The sequence below is a fragment of the Dactylosporangium sp. NPDC050588 genome, from assembly GCF_040654975.1.
Lineage (GTDB): Bacteria > Actinomycetota > Actinomycetes > Mycobacteriales > Micromonosporaceae > Dactylosporangium > Dactylosporangium maewongense.
The window spans coordinates 23566-43874 of sequence record NZ_JBFAJA010000037.1; the positions used below are offsets into that span (position 1 = coordinate 23566).

Genomic DNA, 20309 nt, shown 5'->3' on the forward strand with positions numbered 1-20309 from the left:
TGTCGAATTCACGTTGGATCAGCAAGGTACGTATGAGCCGGCACGCACGTCGCCACCATGGCGAGGGAGTCGTCCTCCCCCGCCAGGGGGACCGGCCGTCATTCCTTGGACGGGCGAATCCCCGGCCGGGGACCGCTTACGGTCATCTCGTGGAGATGAGGCGGGCAGATCTCGCGCTGACGGGCGCGTTCGTGGCGTTCGCCCTGACCGAGGAGGCGGTCGCGCACCAGCCGGGCGGCTGGTGGCCGTTCGTGCTGGCCGGGTTCGCGCCGCTCGTGGCCCTGCGCCGGGCCGTCCCGCTCACGGGCCTGCTCGCCAGCTGCGTCGGCGGCCTCAAGTACTGGTATCCGGACCAGATCGTCAACTACCGGCTGTGGCAGCTCGCCGCGATGATCATCGCGGCGTACACGGTCGGGCGGCACGTGCCGCTGCTCGGCGCCACCGGCCGGCTCGCCCGCGCCCGCGGGGTCGCCGGCCTGCTGCTCGCCGTCGCGACCGGCGCCGTCTTCTGGCAGGTCGACCCGGGCGACCCGATGGGCGCGCTCTTCTTCCCCGTCGCGCCGTGGATCCTCGGCACGGTCTTCGGCGTCCAGCACCGCCAGAGCGCCGACGCCGCCACCGCCCGCGCCGCGATCCGCGAGCAGCGGGTCCGCGAGGCGGTCATGGAGGAGCGCGTCCGGATCGCCCGCGAGCTGCACGACATGGTCGCGCACAGCGTCACCGTCATGGTCATCCAGGCGGGCGTGGTCCGCCGCCGCCTCGACGCGGGCCTCACCGTCGACGCCGAGCTGCTGCGCAACATCGAGTCCTCGGGCCGCGACGCCGTCGGCGAGCTGCGCCGCACGCTCGGCCTGCTCCGGGGCGACACCGGCGGCACCGGCGGCACCACCGCGGCACCGGTCGGGCTCGACCGCCTCGACGAGCTGCTCACCCAGGTCCGCGAGGCCGGGCTGACGGTCACCCTGCACCGCTCGGGCACGCCGGTGACGCTGCTGCCGGCCGCGGACCTCTCGGCGTACCGCATCGTGCAGGAGGCCCTGACCAACGTGCTCAAGCACGCCGGGCCCGCCGCGGTCACCGTGTCCCTGCGCTACGCCGACGACGGCGTCCACCTCTCCGTCGTCGACGAGGGCGGCCCCGTCACCGTCGCGGCCCCCGGCTCCGGCCAGGGTCTCATCGGCATGCGCGAGCGCGTCACCCTGTTCGGCGGCGACCTCGACGCCGGCCCGCTGCCCTCCGGCGGCTTCGCCGTCCACGCCCGGCTGCCGCGGCTGGTGGCGTCATGAGCTCCGGTCCCGCACCCGCCTCGAAGATCAGCGTGGTCATCGCCGACGACCAGCGGATGGTCCGCGCCGGCCTGCGCATGGTCATCGAGACCGAGTCCGACATGCACGTCGTCGGCGAGGCCGGCGACGGCGTCGAGGCGGTCACCCTCACCCGCCGGCTACGCCCCGACGTGGTCCTCATGGACATCGCGATGCCCCGCCAGGACGGCCTCGCCGCCACCCGCGCCCTGCTCGCCGCCCCGAACCCGCCCCGCATCATCGTGCTCACCACGTTCGACACCGACGACAACCTGTACGAGGCCCTCCGCGCCGGCGCGAGCGGCTTCCTGCTGAAGGTCTCCTCCCCCGAGCACCTCATCACCGCGATCCGCGTGGTCGCCGCCGGCGAGGCCCTCCTCGACCCGGCGGTCACGACGCGGGTGATCGCCTCATACGCCGGCACCCCTGGCCCGCAGCCCCCACCCGAGCTCGCCGAGCTCACCCCACGCGAGACGGACGTCCTGCGCCTCATGGCCCGCGGCCTGTCCAACGGCGAGATCGCCGCCGCCCTCACGGTCGGCGAGGCCACGGTGAAGACCCACGTCGCCCGCGTCCTGATGAAGCTCGCCCTCCGCGACCGCGTCCAGGCCGTCGTCTACGCCTACGAGTCAGGCCTCGTCCGCCCCGGCCAATGACGCGGGCCGCTCCGGATCGCCTTAGTCCGGTTCGCCGCAGATCCGCTGCTGGCGCAGCTCGGGCACGAACCGCGCCACTGTCTCGAAGTCGGCATCCTGGTGCAGGACCTCGAGCTTCAACCGGATCGCCGTCGCCGCTATCAGCAGATCGGTCACCGACAGCCCGTGGTGCGCACTGTGCGATGCCAACTCCTGATGGATGACAGCGGCCAGATCCCAGACGCCGTCGGGCATGGCGATCGCGAGACATGCATTCCGCACATCCTGTTCCAGCTCCGCATACCCCTTGGCATCCGCGATGCACAGCGTTTCGAGGAGCACCGGCATACAGACGGAGATCAGTCCGCGGTCGACAACGTCGAACCACACTGGGTCGACCTGGCGACGCAAAATCCTGACGAGCGCGCTGGTATCGACGAGGTATTTCACTTGTCGATCTCGTCCAAAGCGCTGTAGTCAAACAAGCCTTCGTCCGACATCTGCTGAAGACGTTCCAGTGCGCTTCGCCGACGCGCTCGCCAACCCTCGACGTACTGCAGCAGCGCGGCGTTCATCGCCGCCACCTCGGAGGCGCCGCCGAGGTGGCGTTGCGCCTCGGCCAGCAGTTCCCGGTCAAGGCCGGAGCCGGAAAGCTTGGTCACAGCGATCTCAGTCATGGTCACCTCCTCACATTGCCACCGTAGGGCCATAAGGCACAATCCGCGAGCGCACCTGTCCAGGAAAATGGTACGGCGCTCCGGCCCAGGAGGGTCGGAGCGCCGGTGCGGGTGCCGGTGCGGTCAGGCCTCGACAAGGGCCATGACCTCGTCGGAGACGTCGAAGTTGGCGTAGACGTTCTGGACGTCGTCGCAGTCGTCGAGGGCGTCGATCAGCTTGAAGACCTTGCGGGCGCCCTCCTCCTCCAGGGGGACGGTCACGCTCGGCACGAACGAGGAGTCCGCCGACTCGTAGTCGATGCCGGCGTCCTGGAGGGCGGTGCGGACGGCCACGAGGTCGGTCGCCTCGCTGATGATCTCGAAGGCCTCGCCGAGGTCGTTGACCTCCTCGGCGCCCGCGTCGAGGACGGCGAGGAGCAGGTCGTCCTCGGTCAGCTCGCCGGCCTTGGGCACGATGATGACACCCTTGCGGGTGAACATGTACGAGACGCTGCCGGCGTCGGCGAGGTTGCCGCCGTTGCGGGTGAGCGCGACCCGGACCTCGGTCGCCGCGCGGTTGCGGTTGTCCGTGAGGCACTCGATGAGGATGGCGACGCCGTTGGGGCCGTAGCCCTCGTACATGGCGGTCTGCCAGTCGGCGCCACCGCCGATGAGGCCGGAGCCCCGCTTGACGGCGTTGTTGATGTTGTCGTTGGGCACCGAGTTCTTCTTCGCCTTCTGGATGGCGTCGAAGAGCGTCGGGTTACCGGACGGGTCGCCACCACCGGTGCGGGCGGCGACCTCGACGTTCTTGATCAGGCGGGCGAAGAGCTTGCCTCGCTTGGCGTCGATGACCGCCTTCTTGTGCTTGGTCGTCGCCCATTTTGAGTGCCCGGACATGGCCTAACCCTCCGTCGTCTGGCCCGCCTCACGCGCCATCTCCACGAAGTACCGATGAACTCGGAGGTCGCCGGTGAGCTCGGGGTGGAAGGCGGTGGCAAGCAGGTGCTGCTGCCGAACCGCGACAATCCTACCGGCGGCCGAACGTGCGGGCAGTCCGGCCCTTGCGGCTTCGCCCGAAGGTCCGGACCGCCCGTTTACACGACCCAGCACCCGCACCTCCGGTCCGACCTCCTCAACCCATGGGGCGCGGATGAAGACCGCCGAGAACGGCCCTCCTTCGATGTCCGAAATGTCGACCGTACCTTCGAACGAGTCGACCTGCCTGCCGAAGGCGTTGCGCCGGACGGTCATGTCGATGCCGCCGAAGGGCACCTGGTCGGGGCGGCCGTCCAGGATCGTGCCGGCGAGCATGATCATGCCGGCGCACGAGCCATAGGCGGGCATGCCGCCGGCCAGCCGCTTGCGCAGCGGCTCGGTCATGCCGAACTCGATCGCCAGCTTGCTCATCGCCGTGGACTCGCCGCCCGGGATGACCAGCGCGTCGACCGAGTCCAGCTCCTCGGGGCGGCGCACCGGACGGGCGATGACATCGAGCTCGGCCAGGGCGTGCAGGTGTTCGCGCGTATCGCCCTGGAGGGCGAGCACACCGATGATCATGCCGGCGGTCACCAGCCGCGCTCGGCGAGGCGGTGCGGCTGCGGGATCTCCTCGACGTTGATGCCGACCATGGCCTCGCCCAGGCCGCGGGAGACCTTGGCGATGACGTCGGGGTCGTCGTGGAACGTGACGGCCTTGACGATGGCGGCGGCGCGCTGCTCGGGGTTGCCGGACTTGAAGATGCCGGAGCCGACGAAGACGCCCTCGGCGCCGAGCTGCATCATCATGGCCGCGTCGGCGGGGGTGGCGATGCCGCCGGCGGTGAACAGCACGACCGGGAGCTTGCCGGTCTCGGCGACCTCCTTGACCAGCTCGAACGGCGCCTGCAGCTCCTTCGCGGCGACGAACAGCTCGTCCTCCGGCAGCGACGTCAGCTTGCGGATCTCCCCGCGGATCTTGCGCATGTGGGTGGTGGCGTTGGACACGTCGCCGGTGCCGGCCTCACCCTTGGAGCGGATCATGGCCGCACCCTCGGTGATGCGGCGCAGGGCCTCGCCGAGGTTGGTGGCGCCGCAGACGAACGGCACGGTGAAGGCCCACTTGTCGATGTGGTTGCTGTAGTCGGCCGGGGTGAGCACCTCGGACTCGTCGACATAGTCGACGCCGAGCGCCTGCAGGACCTGGGCCTCGACGAAGTGGCCGATGCGGGCCTTGGCCATGACGGGGATCGAGACGGCGGCGATGATGCCGTCGATCATGTCGGGGTCGCTCATGCGGGAGACCCCGCCCTGCGCCCGGATGTCGGCGGGGACGCGCTCCAGGGCCATGACGGCGACGGCGCCGGCGTCCTCGGCGATCTTCGCCTGCTCGGGGGTGACGACGTCCATGATGACGCCACCCTTGAGCATCTCTGCCATGCCCCGCTTGACCCGCGCGGTGCCGGTGACTGACGAGCTGGTGGTGGGCGACTCGGACACGACGAAGCACTCCTCACAGGGCTGAACGGGATTCACCTTGAGTTTACGCCGACGGGGTGACAGGTTCCGACGTCCAATGGGAACCCCGCGGCCCACGTTGCGCCCCACGAGCCGGCCGAACCCCCCGAAAATGGTGATATTTCCGGTTTAGCGGGCGCGGAGCGCCTGATAAGCCGGAAGGAAAGGGGAAACAGTGTGCGTTTCGCCGCTCATGTACCGGTTCACGGCAGGGACGGGTCGTCGACGTCGAAGTACGCGGGGCGGGGGTGCTTGCGGGCCAGGCGGAACACGCGGACCAGCGCCCGGCGGCGCACGGCGAGGGCGTCGCGCACGACGTCGTTGTGCACCTGCCTGGCGAGGGCGACCCGCCTGCTGACCTGCACGAGCGGCCCGACGACGTCCTCCGGACCGGCGGCCGCCTCACGCAGGTGGCGGGTGAGGTCGTTCTCGGCGACCTCGCGGTCCTCGGGCTGGGCGTCGACGGCGATCCGGGCCGCGTACATGAGGGTGGGCAGCTGCGCCGCCTCGGCGAGGGCCACCGCGGCCACCGCGCGCCGGACCAGGTGGGCGTCGAGCGTGGCGTAGGCCGCGACCGCCCGCGCGTGGAGCCGGTCGACGCGGGCCGCGAGCCAGGTGAGGTAGGTAGCCACCAGGACCACCACCGCCACCACCGCGATCACCCACCACACGGCGGGAAGCCTACGGTAAGGCCGGCTGCCTACGGGACGGGCTCCTCGACCACGGCCCCGGCGACCTCGATCACCGTCGAGTAGACCTCCAGGACCCGTTCGGCGACGACGGGCCAGTCGTACGCGGCGACGACGGAGGCGGCCCGGTCGGCGAGCGCGGCCCGGCGCGCGGGGTCGTCGAGCAGGCCGGCGATGGTGGTGGTCAGCGCGGCGGCGTCGCCGACGGGGAAGAGGGCGCCGGCCCGCCCGCCGTCCAGGACCCGCCGGAACGCGTCCAGGTCGCTGGCGACGACGGTCGCGCCCGCGGACATCGCCTCGGTCAGGATCATGCCGAAGGACTCGCCGCCGGTGTTGGGGGCGACGTACAGGTCGACGCTGCGCAGCATCCGCGCCTTGTCCTCCTCCGACACCTTCCCCAGGAAGACGATCCGGTCCTTGAAGGCCGCGATGTCCGGGAAGTCGGTGAAGATCTCGTCGACGTCGCCGGGGCCCGCCACCAGCAGCCGCAGGCCCGGACGGCGGGCGGCGAGCGTCGCGAACGCGGTCAGCAGCAGCGGGAAGCCCTTCCGGGGCTCCGTGAACCGCCCCAGGAAGCCCAGCGTGCCCCCGTCGCCGGGGAAGCCGGGCAGCGGCGAGGCGGCGCGGTACCGCGACACCTGCACCCCGTTGGGGATCTCCCACGCGCTGCCGCCCAGGTGCTCGACCTGGACCTTGCGCGCCAGCTCGCTCACCGCGATCCGCCCCGTGATCTTCTCCAGCACCAGCTGGAGCAGCCCCTGCGCGGCGGCGAGCGCCCGCGAGCGGGTCATCGCGGTGTGGAACGTGGCGACGACCGGCCCGCGCGCCGACAGCACCGCCAGCATCGACAGGCTCGGCGTGAGCGGCTCGTGCACGTGCAGCACGTCGAAGCGGCCGGCGGCCATCCAGCGCCGGACCCGGGTCGCGGAGATGAGACCGAAGGAGACGCGCGCGACGGAGCCGTTGTACGGCACCGGCACCGCCCGGCCCGCGGGCACGACGTACGGCTGCTCGGCACTCTCGTCGTCGCCGGGCGCCAGGACGCTGACGTCGTGGCCGAGGCTGATCAGCGTCTCGGCGAGGTCGCGGACGTGGTTCTGCACGCCGCCGGGCACGTCGAAGGAGTACGGGCAGACGATCCCGATGCGCAACACGCCTCCCACGCCTCCTAAGCCTTCACGACGGCGGGGGTGTCGATCCAGAGTCGTTGCAGCATGTGCCAGTCCTGTGGGTTGCGGGCGATGCCGGCGGCGAGGACGTCCGCGATCCGCTGGGTGAGCAGCCGGACCCGCACGTCGAGCGCCCCCTCCGAGGCGTCCGGCAGCGGGATCGGCCCCTCGAGCCGGCCGGCGGCCGCGTCCGGGTCGAACCACATCGACACCACGTAGAGCGGCGCGCCGGTGCGCAGGGCCAGCAGCGCCGGGCCGGCCGGCATCTTCGTCCGGCCGCCGAAGAAGTCGACCTCGACGCCGCGGGCGGTCAGGTCCCGGTCGGCGAGCAGCGGCACCACGTACCCGGCCCGCAGCCGCTCCTCCAGCACGTCGAACGCGGGCCGCTCGCCGCCGGACGTCGGAAGGATCTCCATACCCAGTGAACGCCGGAAATGCAGGAACCGCCGGTACACGCTCTCCGGCTTCAGCCGCTCCGCGACGGTCACGATCGGCCAGCCGTTGGCGGCGACCCAGGCGCCGGCCGCGTCCCAGTTGCCCGCGTGCGGCAGGGCGATGACCGCGCCGACCTTGTCGGCGACGTTCTTGGCGAGCAGCTCGCCGCGGTCCAGCCGGAACCCGCTGAGATGCTCGGCCTTCGAGCGGCCCGGCAGGCGGAACGCCTCCAGGTAGTAGCGCGCGTAGGAGCGCAGCCCGCGCTCCACCAGGTCGGCGAGCTCGGCCTCCGACGGCCCGGGGCCGATGACCCGCCGCAGGTTCGACGCGAGCGTCGCCGTGCCCTTGCCGCCGTTGCCGCTCCTGTACCGGCGGGAGCCGTGCCGGGCGGCGGCGGCGAAGAACGGCCACACGGCGGCCCGGGGGAGCTTCGGGATGAGTGAGAAGGCGGCCCCGTAGCCGAGCTCCGCGAGGTTCACCGGGCGACCCGGTCGCCGGCCGGTCCGGCCCCGCCCCCGGTGGCGCCCTGCGCCGCGCTCTCGGCGGCGGCGATGTCGCGGGCCTGCCGGTACACGTGCGTCATCCGCTGCCCGATGGTGATGACCGACAGCAGGACGAGCAGCCACAGGGCCGCCTCCATGCCGTGCGGCACGTGGAAACCGAACAGCAGGCCGCCGATCCCGACCAGGATGAGCCGCTCGGTCCGCTCGGCCAGCCCGACGTTGGCGGTCATCCCGAGACCCTCGGCGCGGGCCTTCACGTAGGACACCACCTGCCCGGTGAGCAGGCACAGCAGCGCCGCCGCGCACTCGCGCAGCTGACCCTTGGAGGCGAACCAGAAGGCGACGGAGCCGAAGATCGCGCCGTCGGAGACGCGGTCCATGGTCGAGTCGAGCAGGGCGCCGAACTTGTTGCTGACGCCGAGCTGCCGGGCCATGGACCCGTCGAGCATGTCGGTCAGGCAGCTCACGGTGACGATAACGAGCGCGATGACCATGTGGCCGCGGGTGGCGAACCCGAGACTGCCGACGAGCACGCCGACGGTGCCGGCGACGGTCACCGCGTTCGGGGTCACCTTGGCGCGCAACAGCGCGGCCGCGACGGGGTTGACGATGCGGGCCAGTCCGGCCTTGCTGACTACGCTGAGGATCTTCGCCATGGCGCTCCCACGATAACGGCGGCGGAGCTTGCCGGATACCTGCGCGTGGGCCTGCTCACGGTGCTTGAGTAAACCGTAGGCCGCCGGTGGGGTCGAAGGGCTCTTGTGTCGGTGATGGTTCGGGTGTGGGATCGGTGAACAGGTCGTGACTGTGAGACTGCTCACAGCAGGCAGGACGGGAGGCGCATGATGGCGCAGAAGGTCCAGGAGAAGGGTGTCGCCGGCCCGGTGCCGGCGGTTGATGACCCCGGCAGGGTACGCAACGTGGTGGTCGTCGGGCACTCCGGCGCCGGGAAGACGACCCTCGTGGAGGCGCTGCTCGCGGCGACCGGCACGATCGGACGGGCCGGCGCGGTGTCCGAGGGCACCACGGTGACCGACCACGACCCGGCGGCGGTGCGGCAGCAGCGGTCGGTGACGCTGTCCTGCGCCCCCGTCCTCCACGACGGCACGAAGATCAACCTGCTCGACACCCCGGGATACGCCGACTTCGTCGGGGAGCTGCGCGCCGGCCTGCGGGCCGCCGACGCGGCGCTGTTCGTCGTGTCGTCCGTCGACGGCGTCGACGCCGCCACCGCCGCGCTGTGGGAGGAGTGCGCCGCCGTCGGGATGCCCCGCGCGGTCGCCGTCACCCGCCTCGACCACCCGCGCGCCGACTTCCAGGACACCCTGGAGCTCTGCCAGGACGCGTTCGGCGACAACGTGCTGCCGCTGTACCTGCCGATGCTCGGCGACGACGGCACCGCGGTCGAGGGCCTCATCGCGCTGGTCACCCACCGGGTCTTCGACTACTCCGCGGGCTACCCGCCGTCGGTCCGCGACCCGGAGCCGCAGCACCTGCCGGCGATCGAGGAGTCGCACAACAGCCTGCTCGAAGGCATCATCGCCGAGAGCGAGGACGAGACGCTCATGGAGCGCTACGTCAGCGGCGAGGTCATCGAGACGTCGGTGATCATCGAGGACCTGGAGAAGGCGGTCGCCCGCGGCACCTTCTACCCCGTCGTGCCCGTCTGCGCGCAGACCGGCCTCGGCCTCGACGCCCTCCTGGAGGTGTTGACCAGCGGGTTCCCGTCGCCGCTGGAGCACGTCGTGCCGCCGGTCACCGACATCGCGGGCGACCCGCACGCGCCGATGCGCTGCGACCCGGACGGCCCGCTCATCGCCGAGGTGGTGAAGACGACGATCGACCCGTACGTCGGCCGCGTCTCCCTCGTGCGGGTCTTCTCCGGCACGCTGCGCCCCGACAGCCCGGTGCACATCTCCGGGCACGGCATGGCCGAGCGCGGCCACCCCGACCACGACGCCGACGAGCGGTTCGCGCACCTGTTCTCGCCGCTCGGCTCGGCGCTGCGGGAGGTGCCGTACGCGGTCGCCGGGGACATCGTCGCGATCACCAAGTCGACGACGGCGGAGACCGGCGACACGATCTCCGGCAAGGACGACCCGATGCTCATGGCGCCGTGGGTGATGCCGGAGCCGCTGCTGCCGATCGCGATCGTCGCGAAGACCCGCTCCGACGAGGACGCTCTCGCGAAGAACCTCGGCCGGCTCGTCGCCGGCGACCCGACGCTGCGCCTGGAGCGCAACTCCGAGACCCACCAGCTGGTGCTGTGGTGCATGGGCGAGGCGCACGCCGACGTCGTGCTCGACCGGCTGCGCTCCGGCGGCGTGGAGCTGGACACCGAGCCGGTGCGGGTCGCGCTGCGCGAGACGTTCGCCGCGCCCAGCCAGGGCCACGGGCGGCACGTCAAGCAGTCGGGCGGACACGGACAGTACGCGGTCTGCGACATCAAGGTCGAGCCGCTGCCGCGCGGGTCAGGCTTCGAGTTCGTCGACAAGATCGTCGGCGGGGTCGTGCCGCACAACTACATCCCGTCGGTGGAGAAGGGCGTCCGCCACCAGATGGAGCGCGGCATGGTCGCCGGCTACCCCGTCGTCGACGTGCGGGTCACCCTGTTCGACGGCAAGGCGCACTCCGTCGACTCGTCCGACGCGGCGTTCCAGACCGCCGGCGCGCTCGCCCTGCGCGAGGCCGCCGAGCAGGGCCAGACGACGCTGCTCGAGCCGATCGACGAGGTCTGGATCCGGGTCCCCGACGAGTTCGTCGGCGCGGTCATGAGCGACCTGTCCGGCCGCCGCGGCCGGGTGCTGGGCAACGAGCCGGACCCGGCCGGGCACGAGCGGACCCTCGTGCACGCCGAGGTGCCCGCCACCGAGCTCGTCCGGTACGCGGTGGAGCTGCGGGCGATGACGTCCGGCTCGGGCACGTTCACCCGCGCGTTCGCCCGGCACGACCCGATGCCGACGCACCTGGCGGACGCGGTGAAGAAGGAGCACGCCGCGACCCGCTGAGCGGCGCCGAGTGGTTCACGGGTCTGGCCGGATCTCCCGGTCCAGCCAGACCCGGTCCCGCAGCTCGATCCCGTCGACCATGATGCCGGCCGGGTACCCGTTCGCGGGCGTGAAGACGTCGCGCTCCACCGACCGGAAGCGGAAGCCCTGCCGCTGGTAGAAGCGCAGGTTGCCGACGTCGGCGGCACCGGTCGCGACGAGCATCGTCCCGCCGTGCTCCGCCCGTACCAGCGAGACGGCGGCCTCGATGAGCCGCGCCCCGACACCGGTGCCGCGGCGCTCCGGCACGACCGCCATGTTCTTGATCTCCAGGCCGACCAGCTGCAGGTGCCCCACGATCCGCCCGTCCTGCACGGCGACGAGGACCCGCCCCTCGTCCAGATAGCCGTCGAGCTCGACGGCGGAGTCCTCGGCCAGCTCGAACGACCACCGCAGGCCGGCCCGGTCACCGTCGTACAGCTCCACTCGCACGACACCAGACGATGCCAGGTCCGCCTACACTGCGCGGCATGATTTTCTCGCGGGGCAGGAAGCAGGACCCGGTCGTCGAGTTCTGGGCCTGGTGGCCCACGATCCGCCAGGCCGTGATCGACGCCATCTCCACCGGCGAGTTCGAGCCGCTCACCCCGCAGATCAGCAAGCGGGTCGCGGCCATCCACAAGGACCTGACCTGGGAGTTCAGCAAGGGCACGACCGCCACGCACGCGCTGGTCGTCTCCCCCGGCGGCAACCCTGAGCTGCGCGCGGTCGTCGCCCGCTGGGGCGCGCTCGCCCCGGCCGCCGACCCGGAGTGGGAGTTCCACACCGCGCGCCAGCCCGACCACGACACGCTGACGGCCACGATCGAGATCGCCGGCGCCCGGCTGGACCTCGCGCTGCTGCGGTTCGCGTTCACGCCCGACGAGGACTCCGCCGCGATCGACGTCGTCGGCTACCACCCGCTGTTCCGCAAGCTGCCGGAGCCGGTCCGCGGCCAGATCACGTTCCTCGCCCTCGACTGGCTGCTCGGCGAGGAGGGCGTCGAACTGTGGGTCGGGTCGGTCGGCTTCAGCGCCGACGAGCCCGACGGCGCGCGGGACCCGCTCGAGCTCGCCGCCGCCGTCGACGACCTGCGCGAGCGGCACCGGGAGCCGACCTGGGCCGTCTTCTCCGCCGTGGTCGACGGCGCCCCGCTGACCGGGATGGCGCAGCGGCCGCTGCGGTCGGCGCGCTGGCCGCGGTTCGACACGCACGCCGCGGTGATCCTGCCCTACCGAGCCGAGGAGGCCGGCCTGCCCACCGAAGACGCCCTGGAGGAGCTGCGGGCGTTCGAGGACGGGCCGCTCGAGGCGGCGCTGGGCGGCGCCGGCGAGATGGTCGCGCAGGAGACCACCGCGGGCCGGCGCATCCTGCACTGCTACCTCGACGGCACGTCCGGCGCCGGCGAGAAGGTCAAGGCCGCCGCGGCCGGCTGGCCGGGCGGCAAGGCCAAGGTGAAGCTGCGCCACGACCCCGCGTTCGAGGCCGTGGCGCACCTGTCCTGAGCGCTACTCCCAGACCGACGCCAGCAGCTTCCGGGTGTCGGTGAGCAGCTGCGGCAGGACCTTCGTCCGGCCGACGACGGGCATGAAGTTGGTGTCGCCGCCCCACCTGGGCACGATGTGCTGGTGCAGGTGGGCGGCGATGCCGGCGCCGGCGACCGAGCCCTGGTTCATGCCCAGGTTGAAGCCGTGCGCGCCGCTGGCCCGGCGCACGGCGCGCATCGCGGCCTGCGTGAAGGTCGCCAGCTCCACCGTCTCGTCCGCGGTCAGGTCCGTGTAGTCGGCGACGTGCCGGTACGGGCAGACCATCAGATGGCCGGGGTTGTACGGGTACAGGTTGAGCACCGCGAACACGAGCCCACCCCTGGCGACGACGAGGCTGTCCTCATCGGGCAGGCCGGGCGCCCGGCAGAACGGGCACCCCGTCGGCTCGTCGTGGTCCCCCGCCCGGTCCTCCTTGATGTAGGCCATCCGGTGCGGGGTCCACAACCGCTCGATGTCGTCCGGCGTACCCGTCGTCATGCCGCCGAGGGTCCCACATTCGTGCGGGACCTGACGACCTCCACCACGTGCGCGACGGCCTCGTCGAGGGCGACACCGTTGCGCTGGGAGCCGTCACGGTAGCGGAACGACACGGTGCCACCGGTGACGTCGTCGTCGCCGGCGATCACCATGAAGGGGATCTTCTGCTGCTGCGCGGTGCGGATCTTCTTCTGCATCCGCTCGTCGGAGTGGTCGACCTCGACCCGGATGCCTTCCTTGCGCAGCCGCGCCGCGAACTCGGCCAGGTAGTCGCCGTGGTCGGCGCGCACCGGGATGCCGACCACCTGCACCGGCGAGAGCCACGCCGGGAACGCGCCCGCGTAGTGCTCGGTCAGCACGCCGAAGAACCGCTCGATCGAGCCGAACAGCGCCCGGTGGATCATCACCGGCTGCTGCCGGCTGCCGTCGGACGCCTGGTATTCCAGCTCGAAGCGCTTCGGCTGGTTGAAGTCGACCTGGATCGTCGACATCTGCCAGGTCCGGCCGATCGCGTCGCGCGCCTGCACGGAGATCTTCGGCCCGTAGAACGCGGCGCCGCCCGGGTCCGGCACGAGCTCCAGCCCCGACTCGAGCGCCGCGTTGCGCAGCGCCTCGGTCGCCTCCTCCCACTCCGCGGCCTCACCGATGAACTTCGGCGAGTCGTCGCGGGTGGACAGCTCCAGGTAGAAGTCGTCCAGGCCGTAGTCGCGCAGCAGGTCGAGCACGAACTGCAGCAGGCCGCGCAGCTCGCCGGCCATCTGCTCCTTGGTGCAGTAGATGTGCGAGTCGTCCTGGGTCAGGCCCCGCACCCGGGTCAGGCCGTGCACGACGCCCGACTTCTCGTAGCGGTACACCGTGCCGAACTCGAACATGCGCAGCGGCAGCTCACGGTAGGACCGACCGCGGGCCCGGAAGATGAGGTTGTGCATCGGGCAGTTCATCGCCTTCAGGTAATACTCCGCGCCCTCCATCTCCATGGGCGGGAACATCGTGTCGGCGTAGTACGGCAGGTGGCCCGACGTCTGGAACAGGTTCGACTTGCTGATGTGCGGCGTGTTGACGAACTCGTAGCCCGACTCCTCGTGCCGCTGCCGCGAGTAGCTCTCCATCTCCCGGCGGATGATGCCGCCCTTCGGGTGGAAGACCGCGAGCCCGGAGCCGATCTCGTCGGGGAAGCTGAACAGGTCCAGGTCCGCGCCGAGCTTCCGGTGGTCGCGCCGCGCCGCCTCCTCCAGGAGCTTCTGGTACTCCTTCAGCGCGTCGCGGGTCGGCCACGCGGTGCCGTAGACGCGCTGAAGCTGCGGGTTCTTCTCCGACCCGCGCCAGTACGCCGCGGCGACGCGGGTCAGCTTGAACGCCTGGATCATGCGGGTGCTCGGCAGGTGCGGCCCCCGGCACAGGTCCGACCAGCAGACCTTGTCCGACTGCGCGTCGAGGTTGTCGTAGATCGTCAGCTCGCCGCCGCCGACCTCCATGACCTCCTTGTCGTCGACGTCGCTCTTCACGTCGACGAGCTCCAGCTTGAACGGCTCGTCCTTCAGCTCGGCCTTGGCCTGCTCGACCGAGTCGAACCGCCGCCGGCGGAACTTCTGCCCCGACTTGATGATCTCCTGCATGCGCTTCTCGAGCTTGTCCAGGTCATCGGGGTGGAACGGCTTGGCGACCTGGAAGTCGTAGTAGAAGCCGTGCTCGATCGGCGGGCCGATGCCGAGCTTCGCCTCCGGGAACAGGTCCTGCACGGCCTGCGCCAGCACGTGCGCGGTCGAGTGGCGCAGCACGTTGAGCCCGTCCGGCGAGGACAGGTCGACGGCCTCGACCTCCGTGTCCTGCTCCGGCGTCCAGTCGAGGTCGCGGAGCCGGCCGTCGGCCTCACGGACGACGACGATCGCCTTGGGCCCGCTGGTCGGCAGCCCGGCCTCCGCGACCGCGGCGGCGGCGGTCGTGCCGGCCGTGACCACGATGGTATTCGAGCGCACTGTGGACACGGTCTGCTCCCAAGCGTGAAGAGGTCTGATTCCCCGCAAACTCTATCCGCCGCGTCACCGCAGGGCCGAGAACACCCCGCCCGCCACGACCGCGCCCACCACGGCCCCGACGACGACCTGCGCCACCGTGTGGTCCTTCAGCGCCACCCTCGACCATCCGACCAGCCCCACCAGCGGCGCCGTCACGATCAACAGCCAGCCGTAGACCAGCATCAGGATCACCAGCGCCCCCGCGGCCACGGCCGTGTGGATCGACATCTTCCACCAGTGGTTGACGACCGCCGCGACGACCAGCCCCACCCCACCGGCGACGACCGCCGCGAGCAGCTCCTGCTGCGCGTCCAGCCCGACCAGCACCACGAACCCGACCGCCACCGACACCAGCCCGACCAGCAACGGCCCCCGCCGCTGCCGGTGATCCCCCACATGCCGGTCCGTGAGCTCCCCGCGCCGCACGCCGCGCAGGATGTACAGGAACGGCAGCACACTCTCGAACACCGCCGCGGCGACCCCCAGCAGCAGCCCGCGTCCGACGCTCGGCGCCCCGTGCACCGCCAGCAGCACCAGCAGCACCGACACCAGCACCGCCGGCGCCAGCACCTCGGTCACCCCACGAGCGATCCGCTGCACGATCACCGCCGTACCGTACAGAACCCCGCAGCACCCCACGATCCGCGCACACCCCCACCCCCCGAGCCATGCCGGCCGATGCGCTCCCCCGTTTTGAAGCACATCGACCGGCACACCCCGACCAGCGCCGACGCCCCGATCCGTCCAGCGCCACATGCCCGGCCGACCCTCGATCGACCGAACACTCGTCCCGTCCCGCGCCCGACCCAGCCCGCCGAACCCGAGCCACAACCCAGCCGGCCCCGCCGCGGACCGCCGAACCCGAGCCCCTGCCCAGCTCAGCCCACCAAGCCCGAACCACAACCCAGCCGGCCCCGCTGCGGACCGCCGAACCCGAGCCCCTGCCCAGCTCAGCCCGCCAAGCCCCGAGCCACAACCCAGCCGGCCCCGCCGCGGACCGCCGAACCCGAGCCCCTGCCCAGCTCAGCCCGCCAAGCCCCGAGCCACAACCCAGCCGGCCCCGCCGCGGACCGCCGAACCCGAGCCCCTGCCCAGCTCAGCCCGCCAAGCCCCGAGCCACAACCCAGCCGGCCCCGCCGCGGACCGGCCTGTCGATCGCCGAGCCGCTTCCTGGACCAGCCCCTGCCGAACCGGCGCCTGTCAACCGCCCGCGCCCGACCCGGCCTGCCGAACCTCCGAGCCGCTACCCGGCCGGCCCGCGCCCGACCCGCCTGGCGGCTCTGAGCCACTGCCCGACCGGTCTGCGCTCAACCGGCCCGGCGAACCCCGAGCCACTGCCCAACCAGCCGGCGTTCAATCGGCCGGATCTCTAAGTGCCAGCGATCAATGCGCCCCGCTCTGCTCCGCCCTGCCCCGAGTTCACGCAGGCCGGACTCCCCAGGTCAGGCCCTGGGCGCGGCGCGACGTCCTCAGCTCACGCACCGCCGAGGTCCCCAGGTCACCCACCCGACCGCGGCCGGGCTCAGCACCAAGGGGTGGAGCTGAGACCCGCGGTCCGGCGCGGCGGCGACGGATGCCGGAGCCCGCCAACACCGCCATCCACGCCGAATCCCAACGACGCCGCAACCGACACCGGAGCCCCGACGACGCCACAGCCAACGCCGACCCCGACGGCGCCGAAGCCCGGTAGCGCACCCCGAGCGGTAGCGCACCCCGAGCGGTGGCACCGTCATCCACGCCGGAGCCCAGCAGTGCCGCGACCAGCACCGGAGCCCGACGACGCCGAAGCCAACGCCGACCCCGACGGCGCCGAAGCTCGGTGACGTGCCCGAGCGGTGGCACCGAACCCGAAGGCGCCGCGACGACTGCTACAGCCAGCCTCGCAGTGCAGCAACCGACACCCGGCCGCGGCCGCAGCGGCTCCCGACGGCGAAGCAACCGACACCGGAACCCGACGGCGCCGCGACCCACGCCGAAGCCCGCTTGAGCCACACCGGACGCCCGTCAGCGCCGCAGCCGAGACCCGCTTGAGCCACACCCGACGCCCGTCAGCGCCGCAGCCGAGACCCGCCTGAGCCACACCCGACGCCCGTCAACGCCGCAGCCGAGACCCGCCTGAGCCACACCCGACGCCCGTCAACGCCGCAGCCGAGACCCGCCTGAGCCACACCCGAGACCCGGCGGCACGGCAGCCGAGACCCGGCGGCGGCGCAGCCAGGACCGGATGGCGCCGGGATCGACGCTGGAGGCCCGTGGCGCCGCGGCGGGTGCTGCGCGGCCGCGGCGCCGGGGCTGGTCAGCGCTTCCAGAAGGCGCCCCTGGACTTGGGCGGGTCGGGGTGGTCGCCCGAGACCTTGTCGAGCTCCTCGAGGACCTGCTGCCACAGCTCGTCGAGAGGCTGGGAGGCGATGGCCTCCGGGGTGAGGCGGTCGGCCAGGAGGCGCAGGACGCCGATGCCCAGCACCGCCAGGCGCGAGCCCAGGTCTTCGAGCAGCTCGCGGCGCTCGAAGTCGGGGCGGTCGGCGGCGGCGCGCAGGCGGCGGGCCTCCTCGGCGGCGAGCTGGCGCAGCTCCGCCGAGTCGGCGCGCTGGCGCTCCGCCTCGACCGACGGCTGGGCCGCGGGCTGCGCCGAGGCCGGTGCCTGCGGGCGGACCGAGCCCCGGCCGCGCAGTGCCCGCGCGACACCGCCGGCGGGACGGGCGAACACGCTGCCGCCACCGGTCGCCGTCTTGCGCTGCACGGTGCCGCCCGGGGCCGGTGGCGGCGCCATCGGCGGCATCGGCGGCGGGCCGCCCGGTGCGGGTGCGGGCATCGCGACGGCCCGGGCCAGGTCCGGCGCGGCCGAGGCATACGACATCGCCGTCGGGTGCAGCGGCGGTGGGGGCACCGCCGTCGGCAGCTCCCAGCCGGCCGGCGACTCGACGGGCTGCACCACCTGGCGCGGCTCGGCGCCGTCGGTGACGACCCGCTTGTCGACCGCGACATACGCGGTGAACCGGCACAGCACCCCGAAGCGCAGCGACACCGCGGTGATCCGCTGCTCGAGCTGGTTGTCGTCGCTGGTGGCGGCCCAGCGGGCGCCGGGCCCGGCGACATAGGCGTCCTCCAGGTCGCGCAGCAGCGCGCGGGCCCAGATCGCGGTGAGCGCCGGGTTGTCGTGCTCGGTGGCGGTGACGGTGGTCGACCAGGGGGTGCCGTCGCGCATGGTGCCGGCGACGGTGAGCGTGCCGCCGGCCGGGCCGCGATACCGCCCGGTGACGACGAACGGCACGCCGGGGAACACGTCGGGCAGTCTGGCTGGTGCCTGGGTGCCGTCGATGAGGTCGAGCCCTTCGGCGGTGACGGTGACGCCGCTGACGACGGGCGCGCCGATCCGCCGGTGGATGCGGTCCATGGCCTCGTCGAGCCGGTCCTCGCTCTCGACGAGCTCGCAGCGGCCACCGCCGGCGATCGCGAGACGCCCGAGGAACCCGGCGTTGACGGCCTGGTCGATGCCGACGGTGTGCACCCGCACCCCGCGCAGCGCGCCCGTGACGGTCCGCAGGATCTGGTCCTCGTTGCCGACCTGGCCGTCGGTGACCAGGACGAGCACCCGGTCGCGGTCGCCGGTCGCGGCGTCGAGCAGCTTCAGCCCGTCGATGAGCGGCTGGAGCAGCTCGGTGCCGCCGCGGGCGTCGACCCGGGACAGGTGCTCGACGGCCCGGAAGCGGTGCCGGTCGGTGCCGTCGGCCAGGCCGGACGGCAACGAATCGGGTGTCTCCACCCGGTCGTCGAAGGACAGCACGGCGAAGCGGTCGGTGGCGGTGAGGGTGTCGACGATGCGGGCGGCGGCGCGGCGCGCGGCGACCATCTTCCAGCCGCCCATGCTGCCGGAGCGGTCCAGCAGCAGCACCACGTCCTTGGCCTTCGGCGGCGCCTGCGACTCCGGCGGCAGCACCGTCAACCGATAGGTGCCTTCGCCGCCCTCGGCGTCGGGCACCACCGCGAGCCCGGCCTCGCCGGCGCCATAGGCCAGCCGGAGCACGAAGTCGCGGTCGGCCCGCTCGCCGGGGCGCACCGACACGGTGCGCTCGGTCTGCTGCACGGCGTGCAGGCTGGAGCGGACCTCGCCGAGCGGCAGCCCGGCCGGGTCGATGTCGACGTCGATGCTCAGGCGCAGCGGGTTGGGGAAGCCGGGCAGCAGGACCGGCGGCGTGATGCGGGAGGCGTCGGGCACGGCGTCGGTGTCCAGGGCGTGTCCGGCGCCGACACTGTCACCGTCGAGGGCACCGCCGGGGATGTAGCGCGGGGCGACGACCAGCGGGAATCGGAACGTGGCCTCGCCGTCCTCGAACGCCAGCGGGCCCGCCAGTGACAGTGACACGCTGACCCGCTCGCCGGGCAGGATGTTGCCGACGCGCATGGTGAACACGTCGGGCCGCTCCTCCTCGGCGATCGAGGCGCGCTGGCCGGCGGCGACGGCGCGGTCGTAGGTCTCGCGGGCGGCGCCGCGCTCCTGCAGCTCCGCCTCGACGACCCGCCCGTCGGCGGTCATCGCCATGCGGGTCACGGCCGCCCGGTCGGGCAGCGGGAAGACATAGGTGGCCTCGAGGGGCACGTCGTGGACGTTGACGAACTCCTGGGTGAGGTCGATGCGCGCGACCAGGCCGGTGATGGCCGTGCGCACGTCGATCCGGTCGAGCGGCAGGTTGCCCCGCTCGGTGCGCAGCGCGCCGAGACCGGCGTCATCCTTCGGGGCGGCGACCCGCTGGGCCTCGGCCTCGGTCATCGTGGCGACTCTCATTGCCCACTCCCTAGCTCGGCACTCGTATCACGCGTCAGTCCGTTGGCCAGACCCAGCGCTGCCAGCAGCTCCAGCAGCGGCTTGGCGGCTGTCTGGATGGCGGCCACGTCGTCGGGCCCAGGTGTGCCGGGCAGCAGCAGCGTCACGTCACCGCCCAGCGGCACCCCGCTGAGCAGTGCGGGCGGCGGCGCCGGTGGCGGCGGTGTGTGCGGTGCGGGCGGCTCGGCCCAGAACCGTGTCCTGGGTTGCTCGTGCTTCGGCAGGTCGGCGATCTCCCACAGGACAGCGTCGGGTGCCTCGGCAAGCTCGATCTGGATGTCGGCGATCCGCCTGCCTTCCGACTGGCGACGTTTGATCGCCACCAGCTGCGCAAGGTGTCGCGGACCGTAGAGCGCGGTGCGGCCCCGCATGGTCGGGCGGTCGACGAGGCCGATCGTCGCATACCACCTGATGGCACGGGCGTCGGGAACGTCGCGCACCCGACCGTTGGGTGCGCCCGCATAGGCGGTGCCCTCGAGCGCGGCGGCAACACGTGCCGTCAGCTCGTCAAGCGTCCATCCTGTCGCGGTCACCCG

General features: G+C 72.4%; 19 protein-coding genes. 4 read left to right on the forward strand and 15 right to left on the reverse strand.

Features of this window, described 5'->3' with window-relative positions; translation table 11 throughout:
- Window positions 1-155: 155 nt before the first annotated feature.
- Window positions 156-1286, forward strand: coding sequence for a sensor histidine kinase (locus tag AB0I21_RS25490; protein ID WP_360564846.1), 1131 nt, complete (start codon window positions 156-158; stop codon window positions 1284-1286).
- A complete protein-coding gene (locus AB0I21_RS25495) occupies window positions 1283-1960 on the forward strand; it encodes a response regulator transcription factor (RefSeq protein WP_360564733.1) in 678 nt (225 codons plus the stop codon). Before AB0I21_RS25490 ends, AB0I21_RS25495 begins: the two co-directional genes overlap by 4 nt.
- A 21-nt stretch (window positions 1961-1981) precedes the next feature.
- Here the strand turns inward: AB0I21_RS25495 and AB0I21_RS25500 are convergent, their stop codons facing one another.
- The 9 genes from AB0I21_RS25500 to pgsA all read right to left on the reverse strand — a co-directional run bounded on the left by AB0I21_RS25500 (window position 1982) and on the right by pgsA (window position 8542).
- On the reverse strand, window positions 1982-2389 hold the full coding sequence (locus AB0I21_RS25500; protein ID WP_360564735.1) for a PIN domain-containing protein: 408 nt from the start codon (window positions 2387-2389) through the stop codon (window positions 1982-1984).
- Complete coding sequence (locus AB0I21_RS25505; RefSeq protein ID WP_360564737.1) at window positions 2386-2616, reverse strand: hypothetical protein; 231 nt, start codon at window positions 2614-2616, stop codon at window positions 2386-2388. Before AB0I21_RS25505 ends, AB0I21_RS25500 begins: the two co-directional genes overlap by 4 nt.
- A 123-nt stretch (window positions 2617-2739) precedes the next feature.
- Window positions 2740-3495, reverse strand: a complete 756-nt coding sequence (locus tag AB0I21_RS25510; protein ID WP_344503509.1) for a YebC/PmpR family DNA-binding transcriptional regulator — start codon at window positions 3493-3495, stop codon at window positions 2740-2742.
- A gap of 3 nt (window positions 3496-3498) precedes the next feature.
- A complete protein-coding gene (gene pdxT / locus AB0I21_RS25515) occupies window positions 3499-4155 on the reverse strand; it encodes a pyridoxal 5'-phosphate synthase glutaminase subunit PdxT (RefSeq protein ID WP_360564739.1) in 657 nt (218 codons plus the stop codon).
- 8 nt (window positions 4156-4163) lie between these two features.
- Window positions 4164-5072 (reverse strand): pyridoxal 5'-phosphate synthase lyase subunit PdxS, encoded by a 909-nt coding sequence (gene pdxS / locus AB0I21_RS25520; RefSeq protein WP_344503508.1) that lies wholly within the window; start codon window positions 5070-5072, stop codon window positions 4164-4166.
- A 221-nt stretch (window positions 5073-5293) separates the two neighbouring features.
- Entirely contained in the window at window positions 5294-5761 is a 468-nt protein-coding gene (locus AB0I21_RS25525) for a hypothetical protein (protein ID WP_344503507.1), read from the reverse strand.
- A gap of 29 nt (window positions 5762-5790) precedes the next feature.
- Entirely contained in the window at window positions 5791-6930 is a 1140-nt protein-coding gene (locus AB0I21_RS25530) for a glycosyltransferase family 4 protein (protein ID WP_360564847.1), read from the reverse strand.
- 17 nt (window positions 6931-6947) lie between these two features.
- A complete protein-coding gene (locus AB0I21_RS25535) occupies window positions 6948-7862 on the reverse strand; it encodes a phosphatidylinositol mannoside acyltransferase (RefSeq protein ID WP_360564741.1) in 915 nt (304 codons plus the stop codon).
- The gene (gene pgsA / locus AB0I21_RS25540; protein WP_360564743.1) at window positions 7859-8542 is read right to left on the reverse strand and encodes a phosphatidylinositol phosphate synthase; all 684 of its coding nucleotides are present in this window, start codon (window positions 8540-8542) and stop codon (window positions 7859-7861) included. The genes AB0I21_RS25535 and pgsA overlap by 4 nt, the downstream gene beginning before the upstream one ends.
- A 189-nt stretch (window positions 8543-8731) precedes the next feature.
- On the opposite strand from pgsA, the gene AB0I21_RS25545 reads away from it, so the two are divergent.
- The gene (locus AB0I21_RS25545) at window positions 8732-10894 is read left to right on the forward strand and encodes an elongation factor G-like protein EF-G2 (protein WP_360564849.1); all 2163 of its coding nucleotides are present in this window, start codon (window positions 8732-8734) and stop codon (window positions 10892-10894) included.
- A 15-nt stretch (window positions 10895-10909) separates the two neighbouring features.
- Here the strand turns inward: AB0I21_RS25545 and AB0I21_RS25550 are convergent, their stop codons facing one another.
- Window positions 10910-11365 carry a GNAT family N-acetyltransferase gene (locus AB0I21_RS25550; protein WP_360564745.1) on the reverse strand — a complete coding sequence of 152 codons (456 nt, stop codon included), beginning with the start codon at window positions 11363-11365 and terminating at the stop codon, window positions 10910-10912.
- A 38-nt stretch (window positions 11366-11403) separates the two neighbouring features.
- Here AB0I21_RS25550 and AB0I21_RS25555 point away from each other — a divergent pair, with 38 nt between their 5' ends.
- On the forward strand, window positions 11404-12417 hold the full coding sequence (locus tag AB0I21_RS25555; RefSeq protein ID WP_360564746.1) for a hypothetical protein: 1014 nt from the start codon (window positions 11404-11406) through the stop codon (window positions 12415-12417).
- 3 nt (window positions 12418-12420) lie between these two features.
- Here AB0I21_RS25555 and AB0I21_RS25560 read toward each other — a convergent pair whose 3' ends face one another.
- From AB0I21_RS25560 to AB0I21_RS25580, 5 genes are all read right to left on the reverse strand, one after another.
- Entirely contained in the window at window positions 12421-12936 is a 516-nt protein-coding gene (locus AB0I21_RS25560) for an HIT domain-containing protein (protein ID WP_344503500.1), read from the reverse strand.
- A complete protein-coding gene (thrS, locus tag AB0I21_RS25565; RefSeq protein ID WP_360564748.1) occupies window positions 12933-14912 on the reverse strand; it encodes a threonine--tRNA ligase in 1980 nt (659 codons plus the stop codon). The genes AB0I21_RS25560 and thrS overlap by 4 nt, the downstream gene beginning before the upstream one ends.
- Before the next feature lie 63 nt (window positions 14913-14975).
- The gene (locus AB0I21_RS25570) at window positions 14976-15557 is read right to left on the reverse strand and encodes a phosphoesterase PA-phosphatase (RefSeq protein WP_360564750.1); all 582 of its coding nucleotides are present in this window, start codon (window positions 15555-15557) and stop codon (window positions 14976-14978) included.
- Window positions 15558-17247: 1690 nt separating this feature from the next.
- Window positions 17248-19734, reverse strand: coding sequence for a VIT domain-containing protein (locus AB0I21_RS25575; protein WP_360564751.1), 2487 nt, complete (start codon window positions 19732-19734; stop codon window positions 17248-17250).
- Window positions 19731-20306: a MerR family transcriptional regulator gene (locus AB0I21_RS25580; RefSeq protein ID WP_360564753.1), complete on the reverse strand. Its 576-nt coding sequence runs from the start codon at window positions 20304-20306 to the stop codon at window positions 19731-19733. Before AB0I21_RS25580 ends, AB0I21_RS25575 begins: the two co-directional genes overlap by 4 nt.
- Window positions 20307-20309 lie beyond the last annotated feature (3 nt).

Excerpts from the sequence above, each read along its gene's own strand:
- AB0I21_RS25545 (WP_360564849.1), top strand. The coding sequence starts at position 8,732 with ATGGCGCAGAAGGTCCAGGAGAAGGGTGTCGCCGGCCCGGTGCCGGCG.
- AB0I21_RS25510 (WP_344503509.1), bottom strand. The coding sequence starts at position 3,495 with ATGTCCGGGCACTCAAAATGGGCGACGACCAAGCACAAGAAGGCGGTC.
- pgsA (WP_360564743.1), bottom strand. The coding sequence starts at position 8,542 with ATGGCGAAGATCCTCAGCGTAGTCAGCAAGGCCGGACTGGCCCGCATC.
- pdxT (WP_360564739.1), bottom strand. The coding sequence starts at position 4,155 with ATGATCATCGGTGTGCTCGCCCTCCAGGGCGATACGCGCGAACACCTG.
- AB0I21_RS25555 (WP_360564746.1), top strand. The coding sequence starts at position 11,404 with ATGATTTTCTCGCGGGGCAGGAAGCAGGACCCGGTCGTCGAGTTCTGG.
- AB0I21_RS25505 (WP_360564737.1), bottom strand. The coding sequence starts at position 2,616 with ATGACTGAGATCGCTGTGACCAAGCTTTCCGGCTCCGGCCTTGACCGG.
- AB0I21_RS25575 (WP_360564751.1), bottom strand. The coding sequence starts at position 19,734 with ATGAGAGTCGCCACGATGACCGAGGCCGAGGCCCAGCGGGTCGCCGCC.
- AB0I21_RS25490 (WP_360564846.1), top strand. The coding sequence starts at position 156 with ATGAGGCGGGCAGATCTCGCGCTGACGGGCGCGTTCGTGGCGTTCGCC.
- AB0I21_RS25495 (WP_360564733.1), top strand. The coding sequence starts at position 1,283 with ATGAGCTCCGGTCCCGCACCCGCCTCGAAGATCAGCGTGGTCATCGCC.
- AB0I21_RS25560 (WP_344503500.1), bottom strand. The coding sequence starts at position 12,936 with ATGACGACGGGTACGCCGGACGACATCGAGCGGTTGTGGACCCCGCAC.